Origin of the sequence: Metabacillus sp. 84 (genome assembly GCF_050107715.1) — a bacterium.
GTDB lineage: Bacteria > Bacillota > Bacilli > Bacillales > Bacillaceae > Metabacillus_B.
Map to the genome: position 1 here is coordinate 1 of NZ_JBNILN010000015.1, position 13,259 is coordinate 13,259.

At 44.1% G+C, this 13,259-nt stretch carries 15 protein-coding genes; 5 read left to right on the forward strand and 10 right to left on the reverse strand.

Features of this window, described 5'->3' with window-relative positions; translation table 11 throughout:
* Positions 1-843: 843 nt before the first annotated feature.
* Genes ACQCV8_RS17870 through ACQCV8_RS17885 form a run of 4 tightly spaced genes read right to left on the reverse strand, consistent with a single transcriptional unit; the run spans position 844 to position 4,498 of the window.
* Complete coding sequence (locus ACQCV8_RS17870) at positions 844-1,629, reverse strand: 3-hydroxybutyrate dehydrogenase (RefSeq protein ID WP_426846769.1); 786 nt, start codon at positions 1,627-1,629, stop codon at positions 844-846.
* A gap of 21 nt (positions 1,630-1,650) precedes the next feature.
* A complete protein-coding gene (locus tag ACQCV8_RS17875) occupies positions 1,651-2,304 on the reverse strand; it encodes a 3-oxoacid CoA-transferase subunit B (protein ID WP_426846771.1) in 654 nt (217 codons plus the stop codon).
* Positions 2,305-2,319: 15 nt separating this feature from the next.
* On the reverse strand, positions 2,320-3,024 hold the full coding sequence (locus tag ACQCV8_RS17880; protein WP_426846773.1) for a CoA transferase subunit A: 705 nt from the start codon (positions 3,022-3,024) through the stop codon (positions 2,320-2,322).
* A gap of 28 nt (positions 3,025-3,052) precedes the next feature.
* A complete protein-coding gene (locus ACQCV8_RS17885; protein WP_426846775.1) occupies positions 3,053-4,498 on the reverse strand; it encodes a GntP family permease in 1,446 nt (481 codons plus the stop codon).
* 376 nt (positions 4,499-4,874) lie between these two features.
* On the opposite strand from ACQCV8_RS17885, the gene ACQCV8_RS17890 reads away from it, so the two are divergent.
* From ACQCV8_RS17890 to ACQCV8_RS17905, 4 genes are all read left to right on the forward strand, one after another.
* Positions 4,875-5,405 carry a DinB family protein gene (locus ACQCV8_RS17890; RefSeq protein WP_426846777.1) on the forward strand — a complete coding sequence of 177 codons (531 nt, stop codon included), beginning with the start codon at positions 4,875-4,877 and terminating at the stop codon, positions 5,403-5,405.
* Between the two features lie 52 nt (positions 5,406-5,457).
* Positions 5,458-6,180: a type II toxin-antitoxin system SpoIISA family toxin gene (locus tag ACQCV8_RS17895; protein ID WP_426846779.1), complete on the forward strand. Its 723-nt coding sequence runs from the start codon at positions 5,458-5,460 to the stop codon at positions 6,178-6,180.
* A 25-nt stretch (positions 6,181-6,205) separates the two neighbouring features.
* Positions 6,206-6,373, forward strand: a complete 168-nt coding sequence (locus tag ACQCV8_RS17900; RefSeq protein ID WP_426846781.1) for a hypothetical protein — start codon at positions 6,206-6,208, stop codon at positions 6,371-6,373.
* 78 nt (positions 6,374-6,451) lie between these two features.
* Positions 6,452-6,589, forward strand: a complete 138-nt coding sequence (locus ACQCV8_RS17905) for a hypothetical protein (RefSeq protein WP_426846783.1) — start codon at positions 6,452-6,454, stop codon at positions 6,587-6,589.
* Positions 6,590-7,178: 589 nt separating this feature from the next.
* Here ACQCV8_RS17905 and ACQCV8_RS17910 read toward each other — a convergent pair.
* Positions 7,179-7,388, reverse strand: a complete 210-nt coding sequence (locus ACQCV8_RS17910; protein WP_426846785.1) for a hypothetical protein — start codon at positions 7,386-7,388, stop codon at positions 7,179-7,181.
* Positions 7,389-7,594: 206 nt separating this feature from the next.
* The gene (locus ACQCV8_RS17915; RefSeq protein ID WP_426846787.1) at positions 7,595-8,389 is read right to left on the reverse strand and encodes an STAS domain-containing protein; all 795 of its coding nucleotides are present in this window, start codon (positions 8,387-8,389) and stop codon (positions 7,595-7,597) included.
* A 199-nt stretch (positions 8,390-8,588) separates the two neighbouring features.
* Here ACQCV8_RS17915 and ACQCV8_RS17920 point away from each other — a divergent pair, with 199 nt between their 5' ends.
* A complete protein-coding gene (locus ACQCV8_RS17920) occupies positions 8,589-9,758 on the forward strand; it encodes a M20 family metallopeptidase (RefSeq protein WP_426846789.1) in 1,170 nt (389 codons plus the stop codon).
* Between the two features lie 277 nt (positions 9,759-10,035).
* Here the strand turns inward: ACQCV8_RS17920 and ACQCV8_RS17925 are convergent, their stop codons facing one another.
* From ACQCV8_RS17925 to ACQCV8_RS17940, 4 genes are all read right to left on the reverse strand, one after another.
* Positions 10,036-10,866, reverse strand: coding sequence for a PAS domain-containing protein (locus ACQCV8_RS17925; protein ID WP_426846790.1), 831 nt, complete (start codon positions 10,864-10,866; stop codon positions 10,036-10,038).
* Between the two features lie 170 nt (positions 10,867-11,036).
* Positions 11,037-11,828, reverse strand: coding sequence for a DUF4240 domain-containing protein (locus tag ACQCV8_RS17930; RefSeq protein WP_426846792.1), 792 nt, complete (start codon positions 11,826-11,828; stop codon positions 11,037-11,039).
* A gap of 118 nt (positions 11,829-11,946) precedes the next feature.
* Positions 11,947-12,114: a hypothetical protein gene (locus ACQCV8_RS17935; protein WP_426846794.1), complete on the reverse strand. Its 168-nt coding sequence runs from the start codon at positions 12,112-12,114 to the stop codon at positions 11,947-11,949.
* A gap of 401 nt (positions 12,115-12,515) precedes the next feature.
* On the reverse strand, positions 12,516-13,250 hold the full coding sequence (locus ACQCV8_RS17940) for a S1C family serine protease (protein ID WP_426846796.1): 735 nt from the start codon (positions 13,248-13,250) through the stop codon (positions 12,516-12,518).
* Between the last annotated feature and the right edge of the window lie 9 nt (positions 13,251-13,259).

Here is a 13,259-nt window from a genome sequence, read left to right on the forward strand (position 1 = left end):
TTATTGTCCGTACTTTTCATATAAAGACTTTTCGATGTAATTCGACAGGCTGGGCGGACTCATTGCTTACCGTTTCCTTCTGTTTTTGAGATACAAGCTGTACCAAATCGGTAAAACCATTCGGATTTCGCCCGGGTTTGGTCATGGAACTTTTTATTGTCCGTATTTTTGTTTTATTGTCCGTACTCATCGTTTTATTGTCCGTACTTTTATTTTATTGTCCGTACTTTTGTTTTATTGTCCGTACTTTTCATATAAAGACTTTTCGATGTAATTCGACAGGATTTGCGGACTCATTGCTTACCGTTTCCTTCTGTTTTTGAGATACAAGCTGCTCCAAGTCGGGAAAACGATCCAGATTCCGCCCGGGTTTGGTCCTGGAACTTTTTATTGTCCGTATTTTTGTTTTATTGTCCATACTCATCGTTTTATTGTCCGTACTTTTATTTTATTGTCCGTACTCTTCGTTTTATTGTCCGTACTTCTGCTTTATTGTCCGTACTTTACGTATATTTACTTTTCGACAAAACTCTCTATTTCTCAGCTGTCTTTTATCCACCGATATTCTCACATAAAGCGTGTAACCGGTGATTGCGGGAGAATACTCCAATGAGGTGATTTCCACTCTTAAGAACGCAAAAACGACAAGAAGCGCTCAGGTCCACTGAGCGCTTTTTTCCGTTAGCAGTTCACCAGCCGGCACTTTGAAAGGAACCCGATGCGCTTGAACTGCCCCCGCTTATTTTTCTTGGGAAAGTTTGAAGTGGGGGCTGGCGTAACCAACCGTCCATATTTTAAATGGCTTCGCACAACACGGCCTTCCCCCACCTAATCCAATTCATACTATTGAACCGTATAGCCGCCATCCAGGACAACGGCCTGGCCTGTAATCCCTTTAGCACCGCCGCCTGCAAGGAAAGCCGCATACCCGGCAATTTCCTCAACATCGAGCAGCCGCTTTTGGGGGACAAGGGGATAGATGACTTCCTCCAGCACTTTTTCAAGCTCTACATTCCTCGTTTGCGCTAAATCTGAGAGCTGATTGCGTACAAGCGGTGTGTCAACATACCCCGGGCAGATCGCGTTGACGGTTATACCGTGCTCTGCCCCCTCCAGCGCTGCTACTTTTGTAAGTCCGATGACTCCATGTTTTGCGCTGTTGTAAGCAGCTTTTCCAGCAAAGCCAATCAGACCATTGATAGAAGCCATATTGATGATCCTGCCATGCTGCTGTTTTTTCATAATTGGAAAGACGTGCTTGATAGCTATAAAAGGAGCAGTCAGCATCACTTTTATTAAAAATTCAAACCGCTCTGTTGGAAATTCTTCTATTGGTGAGACGTGCTGAAGACCTGCATTGTTCACCAGAATATCCAGCCGCCCATACTTTTCCATAACAAGCTGGATCACTGCCTCTACCTGCTCTTCTTTCGTTACATCGCAAGCAGCGGATACAGCTTCCCCGCCTGCATCCCTAAGAGTTCTGGCTGCTTCTTCAGCCGCTTCTTCTTTCAAATCTGAAAGGACGACGGAAACTCCCTGCTGCGCGAATTCTTTCGCTGTTTCGAATCCAATGCCGCTTGCTGCCCCTGTAATCAAAGCCACTTTATGTTTAAGCGAATTCTCCATTTCCAGCTCCTTTTTAAATTTTTAACGGGCCGCCATCAGGCTGCTGCTTATCGTAAACGATGCTTCCGTTTTCTCTTTTACTTCATCTATAGTGGTACCCTCCTGAAGCTCCACAAGCTCCATCTGGCCATTGTTGAAATCAAAGACTGCCATGTCGGTTATCAGGCGGTTTACTACTCGCTTGCCGGTCAGCGGAAGGGTGCAGGCTGGCTTTACCTTCGATTCACCGTATTTATTGACATGATCCATAATGACAACAATCCGCTTCGCGCCATTTACTAAGTCCATTGCACCGCCCATGCCCTTCACCATTTTACCGGGGATCATCCAATTGGCTAAGTCGCCCTCTTCTGATACTTCCATTCCCCCTAGAATGGCGAGATCAATGTGACCCCCTCTGATCATGGCAAAGGATTCAGCACTGTCAAAATAAGAAGCACCCGGGACGCTTGTAACGGTCTCTTTTCCAGCATTGATCAGATCCGGATCCTCAGAACCTTCGGCAGGATAGGCCCCAATTCCTAAAAGTCCATTTTCAGACTGGAGAAGGACGCTGTAATCCTCAGGAATTTCATTGGCGACCAATGTTGGCATCCCGATCCCCAGATTTACGTTCATGCCATCTTGAATTTCCTTAACCGCTCTTTTTACCATTTTCAACCTGTTTTCCATCATTCTATATAGCCTCCTTTACTTCGCCTGAAGCACAGTTCTGCGTTCAATGCGTTTCTCGTAGTGTGAGCCTTTGAAAACATGCTGGACATAAATCCCCGGCGTATGGATTTCATCCGGATTCAATTCGCCAATTTCAACGATTTCCTCCGCCTCTGCAATTGTAACTTTCCCTGCCATTGCAGCTACAGGATTAAAGTTTCTTGAGGTTTTTCTAAACACAAGATTTCCAAGCGGGTCTGCCTTCCATGCTTTCACCAGCGCGAAATCTCCTGTAATTCCGCGCTCAAGAATATAGGTTTTTCCGTCAAAATCCTTATGCTCTTTGCCCTCCGCCACCTTCGTGCCGACACCTGCCGCTGTGTAGAAGCCGGGGATGCCGGCTCCTCCTGCCCGCATTCTTTCTGCCAGGGTACCTTGCGGAATCAATTCAACTTCAAGCTCTCCGTTCAAATATTGCTGCTCGAAAATTTTGTTTTCACCCACGTAGGAGGACATCATTTTCTTAATCTGTTTATTTGCCAGAAGCAGGCCAAGTCCCCAGTCATCCACCCCACAGTTATTGCTTATTACTGTAAGGCCTTTTACTCCCTTTTCTTTCAAAGCCAGTATGCTTTTTTCCGGGATTCCGCATAATCCGAATCCTCCTACTACTAGTACCGCTCCATCATGAATAAGCTCAACGGCCTCTTCAATGGATTGAATGACTTTCCCATTTCCCATCTCCGTTCGCCTCCCCTAGTGATTTGCATTAAACAAGTCCTGTCAAACTATACAGACCGATAATAACGAATACAGCAATCGTCTTAATAATCGTAATGGCAAAAATATCCCTATACGATTGCCGGTGGGTCAAGCCTGTAACAGCTAGCAACGTAATAACCGCTCCGTTATGAGGGAGCGTATCCATCCCCCCGGAAGCCATAGAGATAACTCTATGCATCACTTCGGGCGGAATGTTGTATTTCTCTATGGCCTGGAGGTACGTTTCAGACATTGCACTTAAGGCAATCCCCATTCCTCCTGAAGCCGAGCCGGTAATCCCTGCCAGAGCGGTAGTCGTGACTGCCCCGTTTACGAGCGGATCGGTAAAGGTGCTCGAAATTCCCGAACTTACTGTTTTAAAGCCGGGAAGAGCTGCGATGACTCCCCCAAATCCATATTCCGCTCCGGTATTCATAGCCGCCAGAAGGGCCCCGCCTATTCCGGCATTCAATCCTTCTTGAATATTGGCGGTTACCGCTCTCCAGTCAAACGCTATGGTGGCAATAATTCCAATCAGCAGTGCGAGCTCCACTGACCATATCGCCACAACCGATGAAAGTTCAATTTTCCCGAAGGCTTCAAGACCGATCGCAGAAAAATCAAATCCTTTCGGATACCATTGCGGGAGAGATACAGTAAAATATTTATTCATGACTCCTACAAGAATCAGCGGAACAAACGCAAGGACCCGCCTTACAGGGCTAGGCTCTGCATTTACCGAAAGCGATGCCTTTTCTTTCTCCAAAGCAAGATCAGATCCTTCAGAAGCTGCAGCCGTTTCGGAGGCAAGCCCGGCATACCCCTCTCCTTCTTTTTGTGCTTTCTTCCGGCGCGATTCCAGATAGAGCATCCCAAGTGTAAGGACAAAAACGGCCCCGATGATTCCAAGCACTGGAGCTGCATAAATGTCTGTCTTAAAAAAGGTTGTCGGGATTACATTTTGGATTTGCGGTGTTCCGGGGAGAGCATCCATCGTAAAAGTAAAGGCGCCAAGCGCGATCGTACCCGGAATCAGCCGTTTTGGGATGTCTGCTTCAATAAACATGTTTTTAGCAAACGGATAGACTGCAAACACAACTACAAATAAACTGACACCGCTGTACGTCAGGATAGCACCCATTAGCACAATAGCGAGAATGGCCCGTTTAGCTCCCACCAGTTTTACAATGGTTTTGGCTATCGTTTCAGCTAAACCGGACATTTCAACCACTTTTCCGAAAATGGCGCCGAGCAGGAATACCGGAAAATACAGCTTGATAAAGCCGACCATTTTTTCCATAAAGACATTCGAGAAAAATGGAAGCACAAAGCTTGGGTCTGTGAGCAAAACAGCGAAAAGCGCACAGATGGGAGCAAACAGAATGACGGAAAATCCTCTGTAAGCAACAAACATCAACAAACTTAAAGACAATAAAATAATAATGATTTCCACATATATCCCCCTTTGCTGCGATCTTTAACCGGTTTAGGAAGCGCTTACAACCGGTTTGTTATTTAATAAGCAAAAAGCGTGCCACAAAAACGGACATGCAAAAACCGCCGATGTTAATGACGTTCTGAGCTGAATTAGCCACCCTGGACCCTCTTATTTTCCGCTATTTCGGAATCAGCATTTAATTCACTCCGGAATCTCGGAATTTTTCCGTTTTTACGGAAGTTTCACCTCTCACGTGTTTATGAGATAATTTTTTAATCAAACCGTTTAAAAAGCAACTGAGATTTTATGGCAGCAGGTGCTATAATAGAATAGGATTTTCTTTTCTTCGCAGGGAATCCTGTCTTTTTTTTAAGCAAAGGGGGATAAAGGAATGCTGCAATATGAGATTCAGCCAAAAATGGGATATGACCAGAGGATCGGGGAGCTTGTCTGTATGCTTGAACATACCCGGGCACTCACTCTGCAGGAAGGCGCAAAGCTTTCTCAGGCAGAACTGGATAGGAGAGTCAGTAACGGAGGCAATAGCATTGGTGCTCTCTTTACTCATATCGCAGCGATTGAAACGGTACATCAGCTGATTTCATTTGAGGGACGCAGTTTTAATGAAGAAGAGGATTCAATTTGGGGTCCCGCTCTAGAGCTTGGTACAAAGGCAAGACAAACGATTAAAGGCAAAAGCTTCGATTTCTACCGCTCTCTTTTTTCAGAAACGAGGGAAAAAACGCTCCGTAAACTGCAGACCAAACAGGATGAATGGCTTTATGATAAACGTACATTCCCAAATGGAACCCTCTATAATCCTTACTATCTATGGTTTCATGTCATGGAAGACGAAATCAGTCACAGGGGTCAGATTAAAATGCTGAAACGCCAGCTTGGGATACTTGATACGGAGGCATGACAAAATTGGTTACAATTAAAAAAACGCTTTTAGATCGCGGCAAACTGAAGGTATGATTGCATTCTATCAATGGCTCGTTTGGATTGTGCTTCTGTTGCTTCTGTTTTATGGTGCTGCACATTGGATTTGGGAGGAGCGGGTTAAAAAAGCTTCTGAGTCCATTCGCAAAACATGGTACCTTCTTTATTTGATAGGTGCTGTCATTTACTGGACCTTTTTCCCTGTATCTCTTTTCACAGACTGGAAAAATTATTTAATTGTTTTTGCTGTCTTCATTTTAATTGATGCTTTTGTTTTCCTAAGCATGTACATAAAAAAACTGGGCGCCAACGAGCTTGAACGGCACACAGAGGTGCTGGAGGAAAACGCGAGGCTTGTGCAGGAAAACAATCATCGCCTGAAGACATTTGCCGGTCTCCTTCAGAACACATCTATTAACCTCTACCAGGGCGGACTGCCGGAATACATGCAGGGATTGAATGAACTTATCCAGTCCTTCGCAGATAAAAGTGATATGACCGCATCGTTTCATCCCTTTGATACGGATGAGGAAAAAGAGCAGCTGCTCGGAGTGATCGAGAGGCGGGGAAGCGTTCGCTCTGCCTTGGACCGGGACGAAATCTTTTATCAGCCGGAAATAAAAAATGCACTGATTCCCATCGAAATCCAAGGGGTGACTTTCGTCCTGAAAATAAGGGCTGCTGCAGATGAAGTAAATGAATCAGACTGTCTCCTTTTCCTTTCTTTAATCCATATGTATGATATAATTTATTAAAAGACCTAAAGGGCGGTGGCAAACAATGAGTTCTAAACCCATTGAACACGACTTCGGGGACAACAGGGCAAAACGTGTTAAGAAATCAAGCATTAAAACACCGGCGGTTACAATGTCTCCTCAGACAAAACGGCTGCTTGAAGCTAACAGCAAAATCCTCTCAGAGTATAAAAAAACCCGGTTTTCTTCATAATAAAGACGCATGAGATTCTCCAGTGCGTCTTTTTTCTTGCCCTCGGCATACATTAAATTAAAAAAGCAGGTGATTATAATGCCAAAGAGGACAGTAGCCTCAACGATTAAAGCCCCTGTCGTCACAGATTCCCCCAAAACCATACTGCTGCTTAATAACAGCAAAAAAGCAATCCGCTTTCTGGAAGAATTAAAAAACAAGTGGATGATTGGGTAACTGCTAAGATTTTATAAGGGACATCTGCTGACTCTTCCTTACCGCTCCAATCACGGCATTGAACTGCCTGCCGCTTCCCCGATTTTTACCTTTTTCCCGCAACGATTAAATCCCGTATCATCGGCTAAGCTATCCAAGGTGAGATTAGTTGAAAAAACCTGTCCTTCACATCCCCGTAACAGTTTTGGAAAAAACATTATTCATTAGCAGCATCGTCTATTTGGTTTGCACTATTCTTCCCTTCCCAATCATACCGTCTCGCTTTAATTGGAAGGGGGAAGCTGACCGGTGATCCGGAAAAGAATTTATCTGGTTTATGCCGAGTTTGGGGTTCATGGATAACCGTCCCGGGAAAAATATCCTCACCATTATCATTTCTGAATCCTACGGTACGCAACGCCTCAGAACAGTATAAAAAATGCCCGCTTAATGGTTAAATTTGTTAAATATTGGTTAATCTTATTTTTGTTTATTTACTGTTGAAACGGCTGCAGGGAGGACAGCCGGCCTGATGCCATGGCCGGTTCTGATTATTGCTGCCTTCCCCCTGTTAATTGGTGCTGTGTACCTTCGTTCTTTAAGGGTTTGATTAGCGGCAGTCGCTGACAGCCGTTACTTTTCGGACAGCGTCCTCTATTGCTTTTTCTTTATCCCGGTGGCTGGATCTGGCATATTGATTTCGTTTAATGGGATGCTGCGCTACGGCTGTATAAGATTTGTTCTTCTTTGTCACTTTTACCCAAATCGTGATCATATCCTGGTAATTATAAGCCAATGTTTCAGTTTGCTGCGCGAGCATTTTGTTTCCTCCGATAAGTAAAATTAAATGATGTATTTTAAATATCGGTTTGATATAAAGAAAATTCTATAGAGCAAAATCCCTGATTTAACTAAGTGAAATAGTCGCTGATCTTCCCTTATTCTTCAGAAGCCCTCCTTCAAAAGGAGGGCTTCGATTTTAATACGCATGAAAAAAGACTCCCCTGACAGGAGTCCTTTGTCTCATTAATCTTTAATGCTGCTTATTGCCTGATGCAGACTTGAAAAGGATTTAACTTCAAAATTCACCCCAAGCTGTGTCATCGTAATGGCCAGTTCAGGTCTGATTCCGCTGATTTTGCTCGTTACACCGGATATTCGCAGCGCTTCAAGCACTTGGAAGATTTGCTGTGCGACCATTGTATCAATGACAGGCACCCCGGAAAGGTCTAGTATTAAATACTCCAGCTGAAACTCCGCACTCTTCTCTAAAGCTGTTACCATAAGCAGCTGGGCTCTTCTCGTATCAATATCCCCAATAACAGGCAGAATCCCAATTCCTTCTTCAATTTTCACGACAGGAATTGAAAGTTCATCTACCGCGTGCTGTGCTGAAGAAATCTTTTCTTCGTGAGCTTTCATATAACAAACGGAGACAAGCTGCAATGCTTGATCTGCTGTGATATCAAATGAAGAGTAGATGGAAAAAAAATCTTTAACGGTCAAACCCTGTCTATCCGATTCATCCTTAATTATATTTCCAACGTTCGTTTTAGCCTCCCTCATTTCAGCAATTGCAGCATCAAGAGGCAAACCTAGCTCAACAAGTTGATTTGCGAAATTCTTGCCCCAGCTTTTAATTTTTTCTGCTGATGCATTTCGAGTCAACGTTAGTGAGTCCGCATATATTTCAACTAATTTTTTTCTCCAGTTCGTGAGATCCTGAGTATTCTCATCTGGTTTTCCCATGCTTTTCTCTGAATGCTGAAGGACTAAATCCCTTAATATGTTCAAATTTGTATTCGCTTGTGTTTCCAACATGTTCTCCTCCTTGCGGGTAACTACAAGTAAAAAAATCTCCTACTATCTTAACGCATATGAACGAAAGAACCAACCCATTTGAAAAATGTTCCTGTTCTCGCCCTTTTTATGAGAGTGAAATTTTAAGCTCTTTTGGCTTTCTTAATAGTCTGAACTTTTATATAATGGCCTACATACTTATTAAAAAGGAGCTAAGAAAATGAAAATTGCTGATCGTGACCGTGAACAGCTGATTCGCTGGAGGAGGCATCTTCATCAATATCCTGAGCTTTCTTTTAAGGAAACAAATACTTCAGCTTTTGTATCGGAGGCCTTAAAAAGGATGCCGTTCCTGGAGATCTCACGCCCTGCACCAACTGCGGTAATGGCTGTGCTGCGGGGCCGAAACCCTGGAAAAACGCTGGCAATCCGTGCCGATATGGACGCTCTCCCAATAGAGGAAAAGAATACATTTGAATACCGTTCATCCGTACCTGGTGTTATGCATGCATGCGGCCACGACGGTCATACAGCTATGCTGCTGACCACTGCGAAGCTATTATCTGAAAATAAAGAAAAACTCTCAGGGGAAATCCGGTTTATTTTCCAGCACGCCGAAGAAACTCCGCCTGGGGGTGCGGATGAGCTGGTGAATGCCGGGGTGATGGACGGTGTGGATTATGTAATAGGAACCCATCTATGGTCTCCTTTAGAGACAGGGAAAATCGGCATTGTTTACGGACCGATGATGGCGGCTCCCGACACATTTAAAGTAACCGTTATCGGAAAAGGAGGACATGCCGGACTCCCTCATGAAACCATTGACAGCATCACTGCAGCTGCCCAGACAATCTCAAGCCTGCAGCAGATTGTATCCAGAGCAACAGATGCCTCAGAGCAGCTCGTAATTTCTGTCACGCAAATAGCAGGAGGATCCGCTGATAATGTCATTCCAGGTTCTGTCGAATTTGGAGGGACGGTTAGAACCTTTAATGATGAACTTCGCAATCAGATACCCGGGAAAATTGAGCAGATTGTAAAAGGGGTCACAGAAGCCCACGGAGCATCCTATAAGTTTGATTATACTAAGGGCTACCGGCCAGTCATTAATGAAGAAAGAACGACCCGCATCCTTCATCAAACCGCCGCTGGATTATTCGGAGAGGATTCGGTTACTTTGATGAAGCCGGTTATGGTAGGAGAGGATTTTTCTGCCTATCAGCAAAAGGCGCCTGGATGCTTTTTCTTTACAGGAGCCGGAAACAAAAAGGAAGGCATTACGTTTCCCCACCATCATGCGAACTTCACCATTGACGAAAAGGCACTTGAGATCGGAGTGAAGATGCTCACTAAGGCGGCAGAAGCCTTCCTTTCCTCTGATCATGAATGAATCTGAGCTCTCCATTATGGGCATTTTCTCAGGGAGCTTCGTTTCACAAAAGTGCTGACTGCATGGATTTGGATAGAATGCCGTTTATCTTTAAATCGTGTGACGGGCAGGACTGAACTGGTCACGATAACAGGCTGTCCTTTATTAGGATAATGTTGCTTAAAAGAGCATATCGGATCAGGAAAATCCTGCAGGTGCTTTTACGCCTCCTCTGCATTTCAGCAAAAAAGCAGCACATTGTGGCATGTGCTGCTTTTACAGGCTGGGAAACAAATGACTAGATCCCCTTTAAAAACAGGGATTCCCCGGTTTTTTTAGGTTCTTTCTGTAAATATTCCAGGGCATGTTTCACCTCGGGAAATACTTTTACCGAATTTAACTCTTCATAATCTTCCAATGCGGTGACAGCCATACGGGGATATATTCCAGTAATCATAAGTTCAGTGCCAAGCAGCTTTAACCAGCCGTTCAGGTTTACAATATAGTTGGATAATGCCTGATCAAAAACAGCGAGTCCGGATATATCAAGAATCAAAATCCGGTCTCTCGTTTTATCCTTGTGCTCCATAATATTTCGCATTAAAATGGTCAGCCTTTCACTTGGGAAAGACCCGATAAGCGGAAGGACGGAAATCTGGTTCCCGAGAGAAATAATAGGGGTAGAGCGCATATCTGCCTCTGTTTTAGCCTGCTCCATGAGGGTTTGATAATGCTTTTCCATGGTGACATCCTTTTGAACCCCAATAAAATAATAGAGGTCTTCATCTTCTAAATAAATCGGGTCAATATTCAGCTGATTGTAAAATTGAGAGCCGTCCTTTTTATAATTCAGAAGTGTGACGGACACGGAAGATTTTTCCCGTACAGCAGTTCGGATTTTGTCCACTTCTTTTTGGTCTGTTTTTTCTCCTTGCAGAAAACGGCAGTTTTTTCCAATAACTTCATCTTCTTTGTATCCCGTTACATCTGTAAATCCTTTTGACATGTAAACGATAGGATTCTCTTTAGCAGCAGGATCTGTAATGATAATGCCAGTTTGAGATGAATCCAGCGCTTTCAGTAACAGCTTAAGCTGCGGATGGTCTAATTTACCGTTAAGAAACATCATTTATCCTCCATCCATTATCCATCATTTGCTAATTTTACTATAGCAAGGCCGGAGAAATCCTACAAACTTGTGTGTGTTCTCGAAGATTTAGAGGAACAGTTCAAGGAAAAACAGAACGGATGTCAAATCAAAAAAATGATCTCTTTAGTGTCAGAGATCATTCTTTCATTTCAACATTCGAGAGGATTCTCTCCATAACGCTCCCACAGTTTTGGGAAGCGGATTTGCAATCCTTTTTCGTCCTCCTCATCCCAGTCAAGCTCGATTTCCGGTTCGAAGCACGGATCAGCTACTAGCTGATCATACAGTTCATAATAAGATGTATCATCCCTGCCGGTTTTTTCTTCAAATGCAAGGGCACCTAAATAGGTCAAATCCTCAAACTGAGGCATTTCCCCTTTTTCTTCAAGTTCCTTCAGGATAGGAATCATGCTCTCGGGATCATGGATGGCTGTTTCGTATACGCCTTTTCCCTGAAATAACAGCCAGGCCCTGAAATAGTCAAAGCAATCATCTGAACATCCTCCCATGATGATGCAGGCTGCGGCCCACAGTGAGGAGGTGCAGGAACGGACAAAATACCGCGCAAAAATTTCATCAAACTTAATGATATCCTGAAGAGGCTTTTTCGAAAGATGCTCTACCAGCCATTCGAGCTGTTCTTCCTGTTCCTCTCCTTTTTTCTTGGCTTGCTCAAGGAGACTCCAAAAGCTGTCATCTGTAATAGTGCTTTTCTTTATTAGCTGCATGGAGGAGTGCCCCGGCTTGTATCCCTTTTTCAGTTTTGATTGGATCATGCGTTCCGCTTCTTTTAAACATTCTGCAGCATGATCAAATTTTTTTGAACGGATCGTTCCAGTGGTTCCTGCTTTACCGAAAGTAACCACGTAATCGACTCCGGTCACTTTAATTTTCCAAAATTTATTTGATGAATCATTTCGAAAGTATAAAATAGTTTCCACTTTATTCTCCTCGCGGCCCTGTTTTCTTTTCCATTCATTCTCTATTATAGTACTTCGTTTAACAGCCCGTCATGCATGTTTTGACTGTAAATGAAAGAATAACCCCGATTTTACGGGGTTATTTTTTATCTTTGCTGCGAAGCCGATTTTCTGCCTCATCATCCGGACCCTGCTTTGCGTTTTTTACTGCTCTTATAATGACAGCGCCGATCATAACAAAGATAGCAGCCAGTACAATCGCTAATACAGTGACTAGAATCATAAAAAAACCATTACCGGAAGCCATAGTAAAACTCCTTCATTACTCATTTATCATAGTTATTATACCGTGCCGTAATTCAGTCCACAATGGATTACGGCACGGTACAGGCAGTTTAGCCGGCAGCCTTACGCTTCACTGCTTTGCGGGATCGGTTTGAATCGGGAGTATCCTGGCTGATTTTAAGATAGAATATGGGACTCATAATAAAAAGACAGCTTGGATTTACTGTCTTTTACAGGGGGCTGCCCTGGCAGAGGAGCATGAATCTACTTTTTTTTAAGAACGCCCTTTAAACTTGTCTGTTCATTGCAGCCAGCGGGCATTTGCTCATTGAGGGGCGGGCGGCGGGTCTCCTCCCTGTCCGCCCCTTCTGGACTCCCCTGTGCCGCTGATGGATCGGGAGAGGAGCCCTCTAGGGGAAGCCCTTATTTTTTTGACCAGGCTTCTATTTCATCCAGAACAGCAATGATCGGAATGCTGAAACCAATTGTTCCCTGATCAGTGGCAGCGGAATTAATGCCGATCACTTTTCCGGACTTCTTGTCAATTAGAGGTCCTCCGCTGTTTCCAGGCGCAATCGGGGCTGAAATTTGATAGGCGTCTTTATAATAGGTTTCCTCAATGTTTATTTCTCTGTCAACTCCGCTGATTATTCCGTCCGTAACGGTGTTTTGCAGACCGAGCGGGCTTCCGAGGGCAAGTACTTCGTCTCCGATTGCTGATTTTTTCTCTCTTTCAACAGAAAGAGGATCGGTTCCCTCCAAATCTTTTACTCTCACAACTGCAATGTCACGGGTCGGATTCACTCCTATAACCTCACCAGGCATTTCCCTGGAGTCTTTAGTCAGGACAAGGACATTTTCAGAGTCTGCGACGACATGGGCATTAGTAATCACATCCCCTTTTTCATTGTATAAAAATCCAGAGCCGATCGAGCCGCCCTCGAGCTGGATGGTGACCACGAGCTTTTGGGATTCATCTATGATTTCTTTCACGTCACCTGAGGTGCCCGATGAGGCAGCTTTAGCTGCATCAAGTTCGACTACTTTGGAGGAAAGCTTTAGTTCGTTCGGAATTTCATTAAGGATAAAAAAGATGCCCCCAATCCCTGCGATCCATATAAATAACGTAATGATTCCGCTGGCTATCCATTTTTTCAAGTTTTTCAC

What these genes read in the sequence shown, in the direction of transcription:
- ACQCV8_RS17870 (WP_426846769.1), bottom strand. Translation starts at nt 1,629, where the DNA reads ATGGAGAATTCGCTTAAACATAAAGTGGCTTTGATTACAGGGGCAGCA.
- ACQCV8_RS17875 (WP_426846771.1), bottom strand. Translation starts at nt 2,304, where the DNA reads ATGATGGAAAACAGGTTGAAAATGGTAAAAAGAGCGGTTAAGGAAATT.
- ACQCV8_RS17880 (WP_426846773.1), bottom strand. Translation starts at nt 3,024, where the DNA reads ATGGGAAATGGGAAAGTCATTCAATCCATTGAAGAGGCCGTTGAGCTT.
- ACQCV8_RS17890 (WP_426846777.1), top strand. Translation starts at nt 4,875, where the DNA reads ATGCTGCAATATGAGATTCAGCCAAAAATGGGATATGACCAGAGGATC.
- ACQCV8_RS17895 (WP_426846779.1), top strand. Translation starts at nt 5,458, where the DNA reads ATGATTGCATTCTATCAATGGCTCGTTTGGATTGTGCTTCTGTTGCTT.
- ACQCV8_RS17900 (WP_426846781.1), top strand. Translation starts at nt 6,206, where the DNA reads ATGAGTTCTAAACCCATTGAACACGACTTCGGGGACAACAGGGCAAAA.
- ACQCV8_RS17905 (WP_426846783.1), top strand. Translation starts at nt 6,452, where the DNA reads ATGCCAAAGAGGACAGTAGCCTCAACGATTAAAGCCCCTGTCGTCACA.
- ACQCV8_RS17910 (WP_426846785.1), bottom strand. Translation starts at nt 7,388, where the DNA reads ATGCTCGCGCAGCAAACTGAAACATTGGCTTATAATTACCAGGATATG.
- ACQCV8_RS17915 (WP_426846787.1), bottom strand. Translation starts at nt 8,389, where the DNA reads ATGTTGGAAACACAAGCGAATACAAATTTGAACATATTAAGGGATTTA.
- ACQCV8_RS17920 (WP_426846789.1), top strand. Translation starts at nt 8,589, where the DNA reads ATGAAAATTGCTGATCGTGACCGTGAACAGCTGATTCGCTGGAGGAGG.
- ACQCV8_RS17925 (WP_426846790.1), bottom strand. Translation starts at nt 10,866, where the DNA reads ATGATGTTTCTTAACGGTAAATTAGACCATCCGCAGCTTAAGCTGTTA.
- ACQCV8_RS17935 (WP_426846794.1), bottom strand. Translation starts at nt 12,114, where the DNA reads ATGGCTTCCGGTAATGGTTTTTTTATGATTCTAGTCACTGTATTAGCG.